The following is an 18,563-nucleotide window of genomic DNA, read 5'->3' as shown; positions in this document are numbered from 1 at the left end:
ATTGGCGTGCTTCGGAATACCCGCCTTTGTACTCGAAGCCGCAAAGGTTGTCACGCAGAAACAGGTACGCTGAAGCTTAGCCTTGCTTGCCGGGGTTTTGCCGTGTCGGGACTCTCCCGACTGGCAGCTGGGGTGCGGACGGTGGGCAACCCGGCAGGGTTGTCCACGGTGCGCAACCCTGTGACTACCAGTAAACGATACCGATACGGGTTAACTACTTGTAAACCGTATACGTGAAGTTCAGCGCCTTGATTCGTAAGGGAAAAAACAACCCCAGCGAACCCGAATCTGCGGACAAACGTACTCGATTCTGCGAAGGGCCGAACCCGTATCTGCGAAAGACCGAACCTGTATCTGCGGAGTGCGCGTACTGGTTTCTGCGGGGATAACTCCGTGTTTCCACAAGCTTTTCCACAACGGCGATCGCGCAAAGCGTACCTGTTTCTGCGCCAGGCGGGGCGGTATACGCGGTTTACGCCCCGCTTACCACCGAAGTACGCCGCTGGCGGGCCCGCGGCGGGGGTTATCCCCGCAGAAAAGGGTTCGAAGCCGGGATCGCCGTCAGCCGCTCAGGGGCAAAAGCGTACCCGTTTCTGCGGCAGACCCGCCGAAGTCGTACCCGATTCTGCGCGGCGAAGAAAAACCGCCATGTATTCGCCGTTGCGTACCCATTTCTGCGGCGTACCCAATTCTGCGCCGGCACCTGAGTTCGCCTGGCCCGTGGCAAGCGTACCCATTTCTGCGCACCCGCGCCGCGCAGTCCCTGGCCGCGCCCGTACCTGTTTCTGCGTCAATGGACGGTGCCCTATGAATAGACGCCTCGCCAAGTTTCCATTATACATGGTCATGCAGAAGAAGCTAGCGCTTACACTCAACGTATACGTCAATGCGCCGCCATCTGGACGGCCGTACCCGTTTCTGCGAGCCAATGTGGGTAGCGCTCCCCTCCCAGCAGGCCCCCTTCGTAGGGGATTCCGGGTGGTGTACCCGTTTCTGCGGGAGCAGTCAGCATGGAAAAGACGTCGAGGCGTACCTGTTTCTGCGTGGCTTCCTTCAAGGCAAGACAGCATCAGGAATTTGCGCGTTGCAGCACGAGGCGTACCCGTTTCTGCGTGGCGCTCGCGCCATGCTGTGTGGATATCTCAGCGCCAGGCTGCACGTTGACGCGCCCTTGATCTGGCGGCGCCGGCGGATCGCCGCGCGCCGCCAGATCAAGGGCGTACCTATTTCTGCGGACGTTGTGGTGACGCGGAGGAGGCAGATCTGCGCCAGGCGTACCCATTTCTGCGTGGTCGCCGACGTGAGTGGAGCGCCATCTCCGCGGTGCGCGTACCCATTTCTGCGTAAGGGAAGCGCCGGCGGTCCGGGCTTGCGGCGCGGCAAGGCGTACCTGTTTCTGCGGGCCGGCCGTTTTGAGACAGGTGGGCGTGCGCCAGGACTAGCGCATGGAACGGGGGAAAGGGATGAGCGGCAGGCCTGCGCGTCTGGCGAACCCGGTGCCGCATGCCGGCGCGAGCGGCCGAAAAACAAAAAACCCCGCCGAGGCGGGGTTTTTCCGTTGCGTGGCGCGCACGTGGCGCGCCATCTGGCAACGCTTACAGCGGGGTGATGTTCGCTGCCTGCAGGCCCTTCGGGCCGTTCTTGACTTCGAACTGCACGCGCTGGTTTTCCTGCAGCGACTTGAAGCCGTCGGCGCGGATTTCCGAGAAGTGGGCGAAGAGGTCGTCACCACCTGCGTCCGGCTTGATGAAGCCGAAACCCTTGGCGTCGTTGAACCACTTGACGATACCGGTTTGCATGATCTGCTTTCCAGAAAAAGGATGTAAAAGGTCGCATGACGCACGCGCCATCCGACAGGGGAACTCAAGGAAAGGACACCATGGACAACCGAAGTACCAGACGGTGGCTAACGAATGAACTGTTGCCTCGTCGCTTGAATCTAGCCGGCTTTATACGGGGGAATGGGGCCAGCGTCAAGCTGGGGCCAGCCCCGAGCCGCCTGTCCCCGGCCGGGGCCGCGGCGCCGCGTGGCCCCTGTGCGCTGTGTATCCACTGTGGGATCATCACGCCTTTTGCATATCGCTTATTCGTGTACGCCGTGACGTATCCGGCCCATGCTGGACGAGAGTACGCTTGCCGCCTGGTGGCGCGCCACGCGGCCACGGCCGCGCCGCGACGCTGCCTGCCGCGGACACGATAACGATACCAGGAGACCAGTCATGTCGATGCCGGAACCCGCTTCCAAGCCGGGTACCCCTTCCGTCAACCCCTCGCGCGGCCAGCCGTCGCTGCTCGAGCGCCTGTTCAAGCTGCGCGAGCACCAGACCGATGTCCGCACCGAGGTTCTCGCCGGCATCACCACGTTCCTGACGATGGCGTACATCATCTTCGTGAACCCGTCGATCCTGGGCGATGCCGGCATGCCCAAGGACGCGGTGTTCGTCGCGACCTGCGTGGCCGCGGCGATCGGTACGCTGATCATGGGCTTCTATGCCAACTACCCCATCGCGATGGCGCCGGGCATGGGCCTGAATGCGTACTTTGCCTACACCGTGGTGAAGGGCATGGGCTTTCCGTGGGAGGCGGCGCTGGGCGCGGTCTTTATCTCGGGCTGCCTGTTCCTGCTGGTGACGCTGTTCCGCGTGCGCGAGATGATCGTCAACGGCATCCCGCATTCCATCCGCGTGGCGATCACCGCGGGCATCGGCTTGTTCCTGGCAATCGTCGCGCTGAAGAATGCCGGCATCGTGGCCGCCAGCCCGGCAACGCTGGTCACCATCGGCGACCTGCACCAGCCCCCGGCGGTGCTGGCAATCATCGGCTTCTTCGTGATCGTTGCGCTGGACCACCTGCGCGTGAAGGGCGCGATCCTGATCGGTATCCTGCTGACCACGCTGTTGAGCTTCGTCTTTGCCGGCAATACCTTCCACGGCGTGTTTTCCGCACCGCCTTCGCTGAGCCCGACGCTGCTGAAGCTCGATATCTCGGCGGCGTTGTCGATCGGGATCATCAATGTCGTCCTGGTGTTCTTCCTGGTCGAACTGTTCGATGCCACCGGCACGCTGATGGGCGTGGCCAACCGCGCCGGCCTGCTCAAGGCTGGCCGCATGGACCGGCTGAACAAGGCGCTGATGGCCGACAGCACCGCCATCATGGCCGGTTCGTTCCTCGGTACGTCATCGACCACTGCGTATATCGAAAGCGCTTCCGGCGTGCAGGCCGGCGGACGCACGGGGCTGACCGCGGTGACGGTGGCGGTGTTGTTCCTGGCGGCGCTGTTCATCGCGCCGCTGGCGGGCACGGTGCCGGCCTATGCCACCGCGCCGGCGCTGCTGTATGTGTCATGCCTGATGTTGCGCGAACTGCTGGAAATCGACTGGAACGACGTCACCGAAGTCGTGCCGGCGGTCATGACTGCGCTGGGCATGCCGTTTACGTACTCGGTCGCCAACGGGGTGGCATTCGGCTTCATCAGCTACGCGGCGCTCAAGCTATTGACCGGGCGCGCGCGCAGCGTGCCGGTGATGGTGTGGATCATCGCGGCGGTCTTTGTCTTCAAGTTCTATTACCTGCCGGGCCACTAAGCGTCCTGTACAGCAAGACCAGACGTGGGCGGCCCAGGCCGCCCATTTTTTTGCGTGCCCGCGTTGCCGATTCGACGGAACGCGCGCAAGGCGTACCCGTTTCTGCGTGCTGCTCGGGATCGCACGAGCAGCACGCAGCGTACCTGTTTCTGCGGGCCGCGGTTCGCTTGCATCTGCCGCCTGCGCTTGCCGTCTCGCGCACCGGCTGGAGCGCGCTACCGAGGTTGCTGCCATCACCCGTTCGGGGTGCGAAAGCGTACCCGTTTCTGCGTAGCATGCAAGCGTGGGTACGGTAGTCCGGCAACAGGGCAAACGGGTTGCAAGCCAACTCGAAATTTAGTCCGAAATTTAGTCCGAAATCCGGCTCGAAATCCGGCACGAATAACACCAGTAAACGGCTTTTCGCAGGACAAATAGGTGGTGTGCAGGCCGGCTCATACGAAAGTATGAGATTGGGTGTAGGTCACCCACTCAGGGCTGGACAAACCGCCCCAAATGCACTGAACTATAGGCGTGGCAAAGAGGGGCGCGGCAAGGCGCCCCTTCTTGACTCCGGTGCATGCGGCTGGATTGCCGGAGCACACCGAGCGCGCCTTTGGCGCCGTCCGCCAGTCCGGGGACAGCTCGGATGAGACCGCCAGGCAAGGCGGCAGGGCCACGACCAGGGAGCGTGCGGAAACACGTGCGCCACGCAGACACAAATATTCCAAGACTGACAAGTGGTATCCGCAGACGTGTAGTGCCGGGGGATGTTGTTCAACGGGGATAATCATGACCGCAGGAGAGATCCGGCGACCCGCCATCGGGCCCGTCAGGGAGTCCATAAGCCGATCCACTAGCCGATCCATTCACCACGCCTGGGCTACTCTGGGGGAAGCCGCAGGCGAAGCGCCCGCAAACCACGCCAGCCGTGACGGCGCTACCGCCGACGTGGCGGCCCTGCTGGCGGACGACAGCGCGCTCACCGACAGCGCTCGCGCCGCGGTGGAAAACCTGCTGCGCCGCCATCGCCTGCTGGAGGGCGAGCTGGCACGCCAGCGCGCCATGCTGCAGGAATGGATCCTCAGCCAGCTGACCTACAAGACGCTCTACTACCAGTACTCGGGACAGACGCCCGAGGCGCCGCGCGTAGAGCTGATGCGCGAAAAGGAAGCGGTGCGGCGACGCATCCGCGATCAGCTCCAGGGGGGCACCGGCTATCTCGCCGCGCCCGAGGAGCAGTCCCGCAGTCTGTCCACCTCGTGATACCGACGTTGCTCGCGGGCGCCAACCCGCAGCCAGTCCAGCCCCAGTCCGCGCCACGGCCACAGGCCCCGGCGCAGTCCACGGGTGCCGGAACAAAGAACAAGCCAAACGTCCGGGAGATCGTGATGGACCGACTGTGCAAGGCGTCACGCACTGCACAGATCGTGGTCGTGTCGCGTCATGAAGATTTTGGTTTTGACCCGTCCAGCTTCGGCCCGGGATGGGAATTCCGCCGCGTGCAGCAGGTCCGCGACGTCGAACGCGTGGTGCGCGCGAGCCCGCCCACCGCTGCCGTGATCGACCTGCAGGCGGAATACAGCGATGCCGAGTTTGGCCAGCTCGAACTCGCGCTGCAGCATCTGCATGTCACCTGGGTGGCCATCACTTGCGACGCGATGCTTGCAGACGAGCGCGTGCGCCGGCTGATCCGCGATTACTGCGTGGACTACGTGCGCACGCCGTTCTCGGTGCAGGAGCTGATCTACACGCTCAAGCACGCGCACGGCATGGCATCGCTGCATGGTGCACGCGTGCAGGAGACTGCGTCGCGCGGCACCATGATCGGCGAGTGCGCGACCATGCGCGCCATGTTCCGCTCACTGGCCAAGGTGGCGCACAACGAGGCGCCGGTGTTTATCTCCGGCGAATCGGGCACCGGCAAGGAGCTGGCCGCGCAGGCGATCCACGATGCCTCGAGCCGGCGCAAGGGGCCGTTCATCGCCATCAACTGCGGCGCCATCCCTTCGCACCTGGTGCAGTCGGAACTGTTCGGCTACGAGAAGGGCGCGTTCACCGGTGCCAACCAGCGCAAGGTCGGCTGGATCGAGCAGGCGCAGGGCGGCACGCTGTTCCTCGACGAGATTGGCGACCTGCCGCTGGAAAGCCAGGTGGCGCTGCTGCGTTTCCTGCAGCAGGGCACCATCACGCGCCTGGGCGGTCACCAGTCGATCCCGCTGAACCTGCGCATCATCTCGGCCACGCACGTGGACCTGGTGGCGGCGCAGGCCGACGGACGCTTCCGCTCTGACCTGTTCCACCGGCTGTGCGTGCTGACGCTGAGCATCCCGGCGCTGCGCGAGCGCGGCGAGGACATCCTGCAGCTGGCCAACGCCGTGCTGACCGAGCACGGCCACGAGGCGCACCGGCGCATCCGCGGATTCTCGGCATGCGCGACCCAGGCCATGATGCAGTACGCGTGGCCGGGCAATGTGCGCGAACTGATCAACCGCGTGCGCCGGGCCATCGTGATGACCGACAACCGCAAGATCACGGCCGAGGATCTGCAGCTGCATGGCGGCGCAGAGCTGCCGCGCAAGACCCTCGACGCGATCCGCGAGGAGGCCGAGCGCGAGGCGATCCGCAACGTGATGGCCAGTCATGGCTTCCACGTGGTGCCGGCCGCGCGCGAGCTCAACGTGTCGCGCGTGACCTTGTACCGGCTGATGCACAAGCACAATATCCGCGTGGAAAGCCAGCCGGCCGCTGGCGACTAGGCTCGCGGCCCGTCGCCGCCCTTGGCGGCGGTGCGCCAGGCAGCGCGCCACAGGAAAGGGGAACCGCCGACGTCCGCTCGCCGGTTCCGCCTTTCCTCGTGCCCGCTGGCACGTCAGCGCACAACCGCGCGGGCCTGGCCGGCCCCGCTCCCGCCGCCGGCCCCATCCGCCGGGGCGGCCGCGAGGTTCATGCTGATCTTGCCGCGTGGCGTGCGCGGCGGGTTGTTGTCATCCCGTTGCAACCACGGCGGCGCGTCGCGCCGGTCCGGGTAGTCGCGCGCCTGCCGGCCGCCTTGCGGAGTCCCAGGCGCGGCCGCGCCTGGCGTGGTGTCTTGCTGCATATGCAGTTCGCCCCAGGCCCAGCCGAAGCCGCGCACGTAGACATCGTTGCTGACCGCCGCGTGGCTGTTGGCGCTGGCGTCGTCAGGCCGGTCGAACCAGGCGTAGCTGGCTGCCACGGCAGGGGCCGAGAAGACTGCCAGGGCAGCCAGGGTGGCCCCGGCGGCCAGCGCGCTTGCGGCAGGAATTGCGGCTCTCATGGCATCTCCTCCTTGTGGAAAAAAGTGCCCGCCGGGGGACGGAGCACAAATCCGCGCGGACACACCGGTCGGCATGCCCGCATGATTCCGGAACAACTCCCGCTCAGGCGCGCCGCTTCCCGGCCGGGCGTCCGCAGGCTGCGCGCGTGCAGGCCGGATCCCTGGCCCGGCGCGCACCCCCGGGGCAGGGTGCGCTCGCCGTGGCCAGTTGCGCCGGCTCGACCCGCTCGCGCGGGTAGGGCAGAAGTGGCGGCGAAAGCAGGTCCGTCACCGAAGGCGGGGGGCCCGCCAACCGGTATGAGCGCCGGCGCGCCGTCATGCGTGAGGGCGGATGACGCATGGCTGGTCTCTCTCCGCAGTAGTGGCTGGTTGATGGTAATGACGCGTGCGGCGTCCCTGCAGATGCTGAGCGACAAGTGTGCCAAGGGCCGCAAAGGCTTGTGCCATGCGGGTTTGCGGCCTGCCTGCGGGCGCCACGCACGGCTGAGACGGCGTCAGGGAACCATTCGGTTTCGCCGTTGCAACGCGTGCGCCGAGCGCCACCGCTGGCCGGGCGCGCGCATGTGCGGGCTCGGTCGCCTGACACGCGCGCCGGGTGCGGGATAACACGCCCACGGAGGGGCGAATTCGCCGCACTGCACCGAGTTGCATGTTTGAAACCGGCGTTACGTCAGTCTTGCATTGGCGTAACAGCCTGGAACAGCGACGAGCGTACTGCCCCGCGCCGGCCCCGCGTTAGCGAGGCAATTCCCGGCGCGGTACGCAGAAACGGGTACGCCGCAGGCGTCCCTCGTGGCAGCCGCTGCCGCGATCGTCAGCGAGACTGGCCCGGCGGGCTGGGTGCCGCCGGCGGGGTGGGGGCAGCGGAGGACGAGGTCGTGGCAGTGCCCGAGATGGGTTTGGGTCCGGGCTGGCTGCGCTCACAGCCGGCAACGCCGAGCATCCCGACCACGAGCATGGCGGCCACCGGTCGTGCGGAGAGGAAACGGGTCACGGATGCCTCCTTGCGCCGGCGCGCGGCACGGGATGCGCCGGCAGGTGTGCCTGGTCTTACTGTAGCAGGTCGCCTTGGGGGCGCTGCCTTGGGCAAGCTGCGCAATGCGCAGTATGATGAACGCAAGCACCCTCGCTGCCGGAGCGTCCCGTGGCCGCTCGCGCCAGGCGTTCCGGCTACCCGCCCCTGCGCAGCAGGGCTCCGAACCGGGCAAACCCAGGCCGTGAACGACAACACCGAACACCAACCCGCATCATCCTCTGGCAGCGGCACTCCGCAGCCGCGACCCCACCGCCCGCTCTGGCTGCCGGACCGCCACACCGCCGCGCGCACGCTGCGCGTGGTCACCGCGGCGGTCACCTCCTGGTTCGACCACCGCGCCGCCAGCAAGGGCGCGGCGCTGTCCTTCTATATGCTGTTCTCGCTGGCGCCGATCCTGGTGCTGGTGATCTCGATCGCCGGTCTGTTCTTCGGCGCCGAGGCGGCGCGCGGCGAGATCTTCACCCAGATCGAAGGGCTGGTCGGCGAACAAGGCGCCGTGGCGATCCAGCAGATCCTGGCAGCCACACACCGCGCCGGCGGCAGCGGCATGGCCACCCTGATCGCCATGGGCATCCTGTTTGTCGGCGCCACCAGCGCCTTTGCCGAGCTCAAGAGCAGCCTCGATGACATCTGGCATGTGCCGGTGCCCAAGACCGCCGGCTGGCAGACACTGCTGCGGGCGAGGCTGCTGTCGTTCAGCCTGGTGCTGGTGCTGGCCTTCATGCTGCTGGTGTCGCTGATCGTCAATGCCGCGCTGGCGGTGGTCGAGCGCATCTGGGGCGAGCTGTGGACGCAGTCCTGGTTCGCCCCGGTGGCCGACGTGATCTCGACGGCGTTTTCCTTTGCGGTCGTGACCGCGCTGTTCGCGGTGATATTCAAGATGTTGCCCAACGCGCGCATTGCCTGGCGGGACGTGACCATGGGCGCCATCATTACCGCGCTGCTGTTCTCGGTGGGCAAGCGGCTGATCGGCCTCTACCTGGGCAATAGTGCCGTGGCCTCCTCGTATGGCGCGGCGGGCTCGGTGGTGGCGCTGATGTTGTGGATCTACTACTCGGCGCAGATCTTCTTCTTCGGCGCCGAGCTGACACGCCAGTACGCGCTGCAGTTCGGCAGCCTGCGCGGCGTGCCAGGCATGGCGGGGGAGGCGGGCGGCAAGGGTGAAGGCAAACCCCCGGCCTGGCCCGTGAACCGGTAAAATAGCGCCCCATTCCTTCCGTAAGTCCCGCAGGGCCCGGCGCAAGTGCCGCCTGCGGCGGCGCCGGTCCGGGTGCCGGCTCATGCCGCACCCTCCACTTATTCCCAGCCAGAATCCGCTGCCGTGAGCTCGCTCGTATCCGAAATTGCGCGTCGTCGCACCTTTGCCATCATCTCCCATCCCGACGCGGGCAAGACGACCCTGACCGAAAAGCTGCTGTGGTTCGGCGGCGCGATCCAGGTCGCCGGCGAAGTGCGCGCGCGCAAGGCCGACCGCCATGCCACGTCCGACTGGATGGAGCTGGAAAAGCAGCGCGGCATCTCGGTAACTTCGTCGGTGATGCAGTTCCCGTACCGCCGCGGGGGTGACAGCAGCAGCGCCGACGGCAGCGCGCAGGAGAGCATCGTCAACCTGCTCGACACGCCGGGCCACGAGGACTTCTCGGAAGACACCTACCGCACGCTGACCGCGGTCGACTCGGCCGTGATGGTGATCGACTCGGTCAACGGCGTGGAAGCGCAGACCATCAAGCTGCTTAACGTCTGCCGCCTGCGCGACACGCCCATCCTCACCTTCATCAACAAGCTCGACCGCGAGGGCCGCTCGCCGATCGAACTGCTCGACGAGATCGAGGAGGTGCTGCAGATCCAGTGCGCGCCGATGACCTGGCCGATCGGCATGGGCAAGCAGTTCCGCGGCGTGTATCACCTGATTGACGACAAGGTTCAACTGTTCGACCCGAAGGGCGACAAGGGCACCGCGGCGATCCTGGACGGCCTGGACAACCCGGAGCTGGACCGCATCCTGGGCAGCCAGGCTGACGAGCTGCGCGTCGAGATCGAGCTGGTGCGCGGCGCCTCGCATACCTTCGACAAGGAAGCTTTCCTCAACGGCAAGCAGACCCCGGTCTACTTCGGCTCGGCGATCAACAACTTCGGCGTGCAGTCGCTGCTGGACGCGCTGTGCGAGCTGTCGCCGCCGCCGCTGGCGCGCAATACCGACACGCGCGTGGTCGAGCCGAACGAAGGCAAGTTCACCGGCTTCGTCTTCAAGATCCAGGCCAACATGGACCCGCGCCACCGCGACCGCATCGCCTTCGTGCGCGTGTGCTCGGGCCGCTTCGAGCGTGGCATGAAGCTGCTGCACGTTTCCGCCGGCAAGACCGTGGCGATCAACAACGCCATCACCTTCATGGCGCAGGACCGCAACACGACCGAAGAGGCCTACGCCGGCGACATCATCGGTGTGCCCAACCACGGCACCATCCGCCTGGGCGATGTCTTCACCGAGGGCGAGCCGCTCAAGTTCACCGGCATCCCGTCGTTCGCCCCGGAATTCTTCCGCCGCGCGCGCCTGAACAACCCGCTCAAGGTCAAGCAGCTGCAGAAGGGCCTGCAGCAGCTGGCGGAAGAGGGCGCGACGCAGATGTTCCGTCCGCTCGTCTCCAACGACCTGGTGCTGGGTGCGGTCGGCATCCTGCAGTTCGACGTGGTCGCGCACCGGCTTGAGCACGAGTATGGCGTCGATGCCATCTTCGAATCGCACGAGTGCGCCACCGCGCGCTGGCTCAAGGGCACTCCCGCGGAAATCGAGAAGCTGATCGCCAAGGCCGGACACAACGTTGCGCTGGACGGCGCGGGCGACCATGTGTACCTGGCGCCGAGCATGGTGAACCTGCGGCTGACGCAGGAGCGGTTCCCGGAGCTGCAGTTCCTGGAAACGCGCGAGATCGTCTGACGATCCCATCCCGGAGAAAGCAAAACGGCTCGCCATGGCGAGCCGTTTTGCTTTTCCGAGGGGAGCCACCCCTCAGCCAGGCGTCGACTCAATACGCCAGCGACGCCTGGATATAGAACGTGCGCGGCATCCCCACGTACTTGCCCGCATTGTTGTCCGTGGAGCGCGTGAAATAGCGCTTGTCGAACAGGTTCTTCACCCCCACGGCCACCTTCAGGTTCTGCGCCGACTTGCCGAAGTCGTAGCCCAGCCGCATGTTCAGCAGCGCGTAGCCCGGGATATCGCCCAGCGCCCCATTGGCGCTCTCGGCGGTCTGGTACGTGGTCGACGTGCTCGGGTCGCCCGGCGAATGCTGCTTGGACTGCGCATAGCCGTCGACATTGAAGGCCCAGCGGTTGCGCGCATAGCGCATGCCCACGGTGGCCACATGGCGCGAATAGAACGGCAGGTCGCGCCCGGCAAAGTTGCCCTGGTTGTAGGTCGCTTCGGTGAAGGTGTAGGTGGCGTATGCCGACAGGCCGGCCAGCGACTTGTCGAGCGCGCCGAAGTCATAGCGCAGCGACGATTCCACGCCGCGGTGGATGGTGGCGCCGAGGTTGGTCCACGCATCCGGCGCGCCGCCGGTGCCGCCGCGCAGCTGCAGCTCGTCGTCGAAGTCGATGTTGAACAGCGTCAGCTCGCCGCCCCAGCCGTTGGCGTTGAAGTGCGTGCCGATTTCGTACGTCTTCGCCTTTTCGGGCGTCAGGCCGTTGGTGGTCTGCGCGATCTGGAAGTACTGCAGCGGCCCGAACGAGACACCCGCGTTGGCGAACAGCTTCCACTGGTCGCTGACGTGGTACATCACCGCCAGCGACGGCAGCGGCTCGTTGGACGAGACATCGTTGCGCGCGCCGGTGAAGTTGTCGGTCACGTACGAACGGATGAACTCGTAGCGCAGGCCAGGCGTGATGGTCCAGCTGCCGACGTTGATGGTGTCGTCGATGTAGACGGCATTGGCGGTGGTGCCGCCGGTGCGCGACTGGTACACCGGCGACGGCAGCGTGGTCGGATCGATGGTGCCCGGGGTGTAGAACACCGTGCGCGAGGCCTTCTCGTCGCTGGCTTCGCGCAGGAAGCGGTAGCCGACGCTGACCTCATGGCTCATGTTCTCGCCGCGGAACAGCTGTGAGTAGCGAGGCTCGATCGCAAACGTGTGGTAGTTGCGCGGCGCCGAGGTCAGGCGGCGCAGGTTGGCCTGCGCGCCGGTGCCTTGCTGCTCGATATTGCTGCCACGGAAGCTGTCGGTGTAGTACGTCAGCACCTCGAACTTGCGGTTGTTGTCGTTGTGGCTGTACTTCAGGCTGAAGTCGTTGCGGCGGCCGTCGAAATTGTCGTAGGGCCGCACCGACTGGAACGGGTCGGCCGCGTACTGCGCCGGCGTCAGGCCGCCGGGCATGCCGGCCCTGCCCTCGTAGTAGTGGAAGGCCGCGGTCAGTTCGTCGGTCTTCGAGATCCGGTAGTTGCCCTTGAGCATCAGGTCGTCGATATTGACGTGGTCGTTGCTCTCGCGATAACCGTTGCCATGGATGCCCGAGTACAGCAGCGCGCCGCCCAGCCCGTTGTCGTTGGTGCCGCCGATGAACGCCGTCGGATTGGTCTTGACGTTGCCGCCGTGGCTGTAGATGTCGGTCGACACCGAGGCATCGGCCGCGAAGGTCTTCGGGATCGACCGCGTCGCGAAGTTGATGATGCCGCCCACGTTCTGCGGGCCGTAGCGCACCGAACCCGCGCCGCGCACCACGTCGATGCTTTCCAGGTTGCCCAGCGACAGCGGTGCCATCGACAGCTGCGGCTGGCCATAGGGCGCCACCGCCAGCGGCACGCTGTCCATCAGGATGGTCGAGCGCGGCGACAGGCGCGAAGTCAGTCCGCGCACGCCCACGTTCAGCGACACATCGCTGCCGCCGGTGCCGTTGTTCTCCTGCACCTGCACGCCGGGGACGCGGCGCAGCACCTCGCGCACGTTGTTGGCGCCGGCTTCCTGGAAGGTCACGCGGTCGACGATGGTGCGGGCGCCGGGGTGCTCCAGCACCTTGGCTTCATCCGCGTTGTCGAGCCAGTTGCCCACCACGGTGACGGCGTTGAGGGTGGTTTCCGCATTGGCGTTGCCAGCGGTGGTGGCCGTGGCGGCAGTCTGGGCGTGGGCGGGGAGGGCGAACAGCAGGGCGGCGCCGAAGGCACCGGCGGTGAGACGGAATGCGGGCTGCAAGATGAGAGTCCTGGAAAGGCAGCGCATTCCACCGGACGGATGCGCCGAATGGGGCCGGATTATAGGTGCGAGTGATTCTCAGATGCGATTAGTCAGATCAAACTCGGGGCGTTTGTCGCATCCATGCATCACGATTGATACATTTGCAGCACAAAATGTGGCAAAAAGAGCACGTCTACCGGCTATTGGATCGTGACGCATGCATGTGTATGCACTAATTCAGCGGTCACCGTAAAATCGAGGCTTTATGCCGTCGCCTTGCCGCCATGATTGCCGTCGCGATTGCACCGCCGCGATTGCGGCCGCGCTTGCCTTCGGTATCGCTGTGGCGCCTGCATGGCGCCCCCTCGCTGTCTGACCCCGCCTCCCGCAATTCATGTCTTCCCCTGCCACCGTCCCGGCCGCCGAGCCGGATAGCGTCTTCGGCGATGCCACGTTCCGCCGCTACTGGTTCGCCCGCTTGTGCACCACCATCGGCTATCAGATCTTTACCGTGGCAGTCGGCTGGCAGATGTACGACCTGACGCGCGACCCGCTGATGCTGGGCATGGTCGGGCTGGTGCAGTTCCTGCCGTCGGTGGTGCTGATCCTGATGTCCGGCCACGTTGCCGACCGCTTTGACCGGCGCCGCATCGTGCGCTCCTGCCAGTCGATCGAGGCGCTGCTGGCCGCCGGCATGGCCGTGGCCAGCCTCACCGGCTGGATCGACAGCCATCACATCTTTGTCTTCGTCGCGCTGATCGGCGCCACGCGCGCGTTCGAGAACCCCACGCTGCAGGCGCTGCTGCCCAGCGTGGTGACGCCGCGCCAGCTGCCGCGCGCGGTGGCGCTGGCCAGTTCCGCAGGGCAGACCGCGATCATCATCGGCCCGGCCATCGGCGGCTTTGCCTACGTGGCAGGTCCCGGCGTGGTGTACGCGCTGAGCGCGACGCTCTTCGTCATCGCCGCGGTGCTGGTCAGCGGCATCAAGCTGCGCCAGGCCGCGCAGCGGCTGACCGCACCGGTCAGCGTGAGCACGGTGTTTGCCGGCTTTGCCTATATCCGCCGCCGGCCGGTGCTGCTGGGCGCGATCTCGCTCGACCTGTTCGCGGTGCTGCTGGGCGGCGCGGTGGCGCTGCTGCCGATCTATGCACGCGATATCCTGCATACCGGGCCGTGGGGCCTGGGCCTGCTGCGCTCGTCGCCGGCGGTTGGCGCGCTGGTGATGGCGCTGTGGCTGGCGCGCCACCCGCTGAACCGTCGCGCCGGGCGCATCATGTTCGGCGCGGTTGCGCTGTTCGGCGTCGCCACCGTGGTGTTCGGGGTATCGACATGGCTGCCGCTGTCGATGGTGGCGCTGGTGGTGCTGGGGGCCTCGGACATGATCAGCGTGGTGGTGCGCTCGACGCTGGTCCAGCTCGATACGCCGGACGACATGCGCGGGCGTGTCGGGGCGGTCAACTCGGTGTTCATCGGCGCCTCCAACCAGCTGGGCGAATTCGAATCCGGCGTGACCGCGGCGCTGTTCGGCCCGGTGGGTGCCGTGATCCTCGGTGGGGTCGGCACGCTGCTGGTGGTGGCGGTGTGGATGCGGCTCTTCCCGGCGCTGGCCTCGCGTGACCGGCTGCACGAACACGTCGCCTGAAAGTCGGCGGGCAAGCCGCCCGCCCTGAAATCCGCCGCTGCGGCCATTCTGAAGCCGGGGCAGCCTGCAAAGCGTACCCGTTTCTGCGTGACCCGCGGCGCCCTGCCGGCGGTATAGTCCAGCGGTGTGCGGCGGTCTTCCGCGCCAACTTTCGTCGCTGAAAGTCGCCGCCACGCTCCGTCCCGACACACCTCTCACTGCCGATCCGCGCCGCCAGATGGCCGCCCCGTCCGACCCGCTCCAGCGCCACGCCGTCTTTGCCGCGCTCACCGGCTCGCGCGCTTCGCTCGAGCGCGCCGCGGTGCTGGGCGACGGCCTGGGCCTGGCGCTGTGGCGCAACCGGGACGACGACACGGCCAACGCCCATCCCGGCCACCACACCCTGTCGGTCTACCTGGATCCTGCGGGCGCGGCTAGAGCGCGCCCGTCACCTGCTGGACGAACCGCGCCTTGGATTGAACGAAGTGGCGCCGGCTTCGGCTCGACCAGCCACCTGAGCCACCGTTTCCGTGTCGCGTTCGGGGTCACGCCCGGCACCTGGCGCGCGGCATTGTCGCCCTCCGTGTGATTCGCCGCGAGCCCTTGCCGGATAAGGGCTGGCGCGGCGGCGCGCGCACTCGTTCCAGATTGCGTGGGAAACCAATTGTCGCTTGGGCTGTCACCTCCACTGTGGCGCGTGCCACGCCTTTGTCGGCGATCGTCTGACATCGGGTGCTAAAAATCCGCTAATTACCGGGAGGTTTTGATAGTCATCGGCTCTCGATGAGACACCGCATTCCCGGGGGCAGCACGCAGAAACGGGTACGCTCGCCGCCGCAGACCAACAAACCACAAACGGAGTCGCCCTCATGGACCTGAACTTCATCGATGCCAACAAACTGGAGGCGGGCTGGGCCTACCTGGTCCAGTTCGCCATCAACCAGGGCATGAACTGCCTGGCCGCGATCCTGATCCTGCTCGCCGGCTGGTGGCTGTCCGGACGCGTGGCCAACGCGTCCCGGCGCGCGCTGAGCGGTACGCACGTGGACGAGACCATGCGGCCGCTGCTGGCCAATGCACTGCAGTGGATGGTGCGCGTGCTGACCATCGTGCTGGTGCTGTCGCAGTTCGGCGTACAGACCGCCAGCATCATCGCCATGCTGGGCGCGGCCGGCCTCGCCATTGGCCTGGCGTTGCAGGGCACGCTGCAGAACATTGCCGCGGGCATCATGCTGGTGCTGCTGCGGCCGTTCCGCGTCGGCCAGTACATCGATGCGCAGGGCGTGGCGGGCACGGTGCGCGAGACGGGCCTGTTCATGACCGAGTTGACCACTTTCGATGGCGTCTGCCTGCGCGTGCCCAACGGCAAGCTGTGGGGCAGCGCCATCACCAACTACAGCGAAAACGCCACGCGCCGCGCCGATATCGAGGCCACGGTGACGTTCGACAGCGATGTGCAGCACAGCCTCGAAGCACTGCGCGGGATGCTGGCGCGCGAGCCGCGCCTGTTGTCCGAGCCGCGCCCCGAGGCCATGGTGGTCAACTACACGCAGCAGGGCATCACGCTGAACGTGCGCTACTGGACCTCGAATGACGACTACTGGAACGTGCGCTTCGCCTTCTACGAGCGCATCAAGCAGGTGCTGGAGCAAGCGGGCAGCAAGCTGGCGGTGCCGATCCAGGAGCTGCACGTGCCGGGTACGGGCTCAGTGCCGGGCGCCGTGAAGGTGTCCGAGGGCGCGCCGGCACCGGCGTCGGCACCGGCGTCCGCGTCGGCGCCGGGCGCGGCGCACGCGCGCACCGCAGGCGCCGCGCCGCGCCAGCCGGTGCAGCGGCTCGGCTAGGCGGCGTTGCCTTCGTCGGAAAACAGCGTGCAGGCGCCGCTTTCGGCGGTGCTCACGTTGCAGCGGAAGGACGCGAACAGGTCGCGGCCAACGCCGTGCCGGTTGGCACTGAGGTCGGGGTTGGCGGCCTCGCGCGCGCGCCATTCGTCTTCCGGCACCAGCACGTCGAGCACGCCCGCGGGCGCGTCCACGCGCATCATGTCGCCGGTGCGCACGCGCGCGAGCGCGCCGCCGCGCAGCGCTTCGGGACAGACATGGATCGCCGCCGGCACCTTGCCCGATGCACCCGACATGCGCCCATCGGTGACCAGTGCCACATGGAAGCCGCGGTCCTGCAGCACCGTCAGCGTCGGCGTCAGCTTGTGCAGCTCGGGCATGCCGCAAGCGGCCGGGCCCTGCCACGGCAGCACCGCGACGAAGTCGCGCTCCAGTTCGCCGCGCTTGAACGCGTGCAGCACGTCGTCCTGACGTTCGAACACGATCGCTGGCGCCTGCACCACCTGGTGCTCGGGCTTGACCGCCGAGGTCTTGATGACCGCGCGGCCCAGCTTGCCGTCGAGCACCTTGATGCCGCCGTCCGGCAAGAACGGCTGGCCGGCGCCGCGCACGATGCTGTCGTCAAGCGGCGCGGCCGGGCCGTCGATCCAGCCGAGCTTGCCGTCGCGCAGCACGGGCTCGCGTGTGTAGTCCTCCAGCCCGCGGCCGAAGATAGTGGTCACGTCGTCGTGCAGCAGTCCCAGCGACAGCAGCCCGCGGATCACCACCGGCAGCCCGCCGGCGGCCTGGAACTGGTTCACGTCGGCCTTGCCGTTGGGGTACACGCGCGCCAGCAGTGGCACTACCGCGGACAGCTCATCGAAATCGTCCCACCCCAGCACGATGCCGCCCACGCGCGCCATCGCGATCAGGTGCAGCGTGTGGTTGGTCGAGCCGCCGGTGGCGAGCAGCCCGACGACGCCGTTGACGAAGGCGCGTTCGTCCAGCACTTCGGCCACCGGCGTGTAGCGCTCGCCGCCATGCACCAGCTTGAGCGCCTGGCGCGCCGACTCGCGCGTCAGCGCCTCGCGCAGCGGCGTGCCGGGGTTGACGAAGGCGGTGCCCGGCAGGTGCAGCCCCATCATTTCCATCAGCATCTGGTTGGAATTGGCGGTGCCGTAGAAGGTGCAGGTGCCGGGGCCGTGATAGGAGTGGGTCTCGGCTTCGAGCAGTGCTTCCCTCCCGATCTTGCCCTCGGCGTAAAGCTGGCGCGTGCGCGCCTTTTCATCGTTGCTGATGCCGGTGGTCATGGGCCCGCCCGGCACGAACACCGCGGGCAGGTGGCCGAACGACAGCGCGCCCATTACGAGTCCCGGCACGATCTTGTCGCACACGCCCAGGTACAGCGCGGCGTCGAACATCTGGTGCGACAGCGCCACGGCCGCGGCCAGCGCAATCACGTCGCGCGAAAACAGCGACAGGTCCATGCCGTCCTGGCCCTGCGTCACGCCATCGCACATCGCCGGCGTGCCGCCCGCGAACTGCGCGGTGCCGCCGGCCTCCAGCGCAGCCTCCTTGATCCACTGCGGATAGGCCGCCAGCGGCTGGTGCGCCGACAGCATGTCGTTGTAGGCGGAGACGATCGCCAGGTTGGGGCGCTCGTCGGCCTTCAGGCGGATCTTGGCTTCGTCAGGCATCGCGGCCACAGCGTGGGCCAGGTTGGTACACGAAAGCTGGGCGCGTTCCACTTTCTGCCCGGCCATGGCGCGGGTCCGGTCCAGATACGCCTGGCGCGTGGCGGCACTGCGGGAGACGATGCGGGCGGTGACCCGCTCGAGCACTGGATGACGTGGCATGGGGTTCTCCTGCGGGGGAGCTTTCAGCCTAGCGCACTTTGCGGGTCGCTGCACGCCGCAGGGCGTCCCGCGCCCCCCCAGGCGATCCACGCAGAAATGGGTACGCTTGCCTCGCCAAGCCGTAGCGACTCACGTAAACTGGCCGCAACACGGCCCGCCATCGCGCGATGGCCGCGACAACTCGAATCCTCAAGGAGCGCAGGG

General features: G+C 66.8%; 12 protein-coding genes. 8 read left to right on the top strand and 4 right to left on the bottom strand.

Annotation, left to right across the window (positions count from 1 at the left end; genetic code table 11):
* Positions 1-1,595: 1,595 nt before the first annotated feature.
* On the bottom strand, positions 1,596-1,799 hold the full coding sequence (locus CTP10_RS30070; RefSeq protein ID WP_010811149.1) for a cold-shock protein: 204 nt from the start codon (positions 1,797-1,799) through the stop codon (positions 1,596-1,598).
* 420 nt (positions 1,800-2,219) lie between these two features.
* Here CTP10_RS30070 and CTP10_RS30065 point away from each other — a divergent pair, with 420 nt between their 5' ends.
* From CTP10_RS30065 to CTP10_RS30055, 3 genes are all read left to right on the top strand, one after another.
* Positions 2,220-3,584, top strand: coding sequence for an NCS2 family permease (locus tag CTP10_RS30065; protein WP_116319190.1), 1,365 nt, complete (start codon positions 2,220-2,222; stop codon positions 3,582-3,584).
* A gap of 930 nt (positions 3,585-4,514) precedes the next feature.
* A complete protein-coding gene (locus tag CTP10_RS30060) occupies positions 4,515-4,829 on the top strand; it encodes a hypothetical protein (protein WP_317919660.1) in 315 nt (104 codons plus the stop codon).
* Between the two features lie 125 nt (positions 4,830-4,954).
* Complete coding sequence (locus CTP10_RS30055; protein ID WP_116319186.1) at positions 4,955-6,322, top strand: sigma-54 dependent transcriptional regulator; 1,368 nt, start codon at positions 4,955-4,957, stop codon at positions 6,320-6,322.
* Between the two features lie 113 nt (positions 6,323-6,435).
* On the opposite strand, the gene CTP10_RS30050 is transcribed toward CTP10_RS30055, so the two are convergent.
* Positions 6,436-6,861 (bottom strand): hypothetical protein, encoded by a 426-nt coding sequence (locus tag CTP10_RS30050; protein ID WP_116319185.1) that lies wholly within the window; start codon positions 6,859-6,861, stop codon positions 6,436-6,438.
* A 1,298-nt stretch (positions 6,862-8,159) separates the two neighbouring features.
* On the opposite strand from CTP10_RS30050, the gene CTP10_RS30045 reads away from it, so the two are divergent.
* Positions 8,160-9,095 (top strand): YihY/virulence factor BrkB family protein, encoded by a 936-nt coding sequence (locus CTP10_RS30045; protein WP_116319336.1) that lies wholly within the window; start codon positions 8,160-8,162, stop codon positions 9,093-9,095.
* Positions 9,096-9,218: 123 nt separating this feature from the next.
* On the top strand, positions 9,219-10,832 hold the full coding sequence (locus tag CTP10_RS30040; protein ID WP_116319180.1) for a peptide chain release factor 3: 1,614 nt from the start codon (positions 9,219-9,221) through the stop codon (positions 10,830-10,832).
* Between the two features lie 88 nt (positions 10,833-10,920).
* On the opposite strand, the gene CTP10_RS30035 is transcribed toward CTP10_RS30040, so the two are convergent.
* Positions 10,921-13,080, bottom strand: coding sequence for a TonB-dependent receptor family protein (locus CTP10_RS30035; RefSeq protein WP_199414569.1), 2,160 nt, complete (start codon positions 13,078-13,080; stop codon positions 10,921-10,923).
* Positions 13,081-13,456: 376 nt separating this feature from the next.
* Between CTP10_RS30035 and CTP10_RS30030 the strand changes: the two genes are divergently transcribed.
* From CTP10_RS30030 to CTP10_RS30020, 3 genes are all read left to right on the top strand, one after another.
* A complete protein-coding gene (locus tag CTP10_RS30030) occupies positions 13,457-14,704 on the top strand; it encodes an MFS transporter (protein WP_116319176.1) in 1,248 nt (415 codons plus the stop codon).
* 217 nt (positions 14,705-14,921) lie between these two features.
* Positions 14,922-15,272, top strand: coding sequence for a hypothetical protein (locus CTP10_RS41305; protein WP_442875233.1), 351 nt, complete (start codon positions 14,922-14,924; stop codon positions 15,270-15,272).
* 280 nt (positions 15,273-15,552) lie between these two features.
* Entirely contained in the window at positions 15,553-16,527 is a 975-nt protein-coding gene (locus CTP10_RS30020; protein WP_116319174.1) for a mechanosensitive ion channel family protein, read from the top strand.
* On the opposite strand, the gene edd is transcribed toward CTP10_RS30020, so the two are convergent.
* Positions 16,524-18,359, bottom strand: a complete 1,836-nt coding sequence (gene edd / locus CTP10_RS30015) for a phosphogluconate dehydratase (RefSeq protein WP_116319172.1) — start codon at positions 18,357-18,359, stop codon at positions 16,524-16,526. The genes CTP10_RS30020 and edd overlap by 4 nt on opposite strands.
* Positions 18,360-18,563: the final 204 nt, after the last annotated feature.

It is taken from the genome of Cupriavidus sp. P-10, from assembly GCF_003402535.2.
In the GTDB taxonomy this organism is placed as follows: domain Bacteria; phylum Pseudomonadota; class Gammaproteobacteria; order Burkholderiales; family Burkholderiaceae; genus Cupriavidus.
Note: the sequence above shows the minus strand (reverse complement) of the source record. Positions and strands in the feature narration are given on the sequence as shown.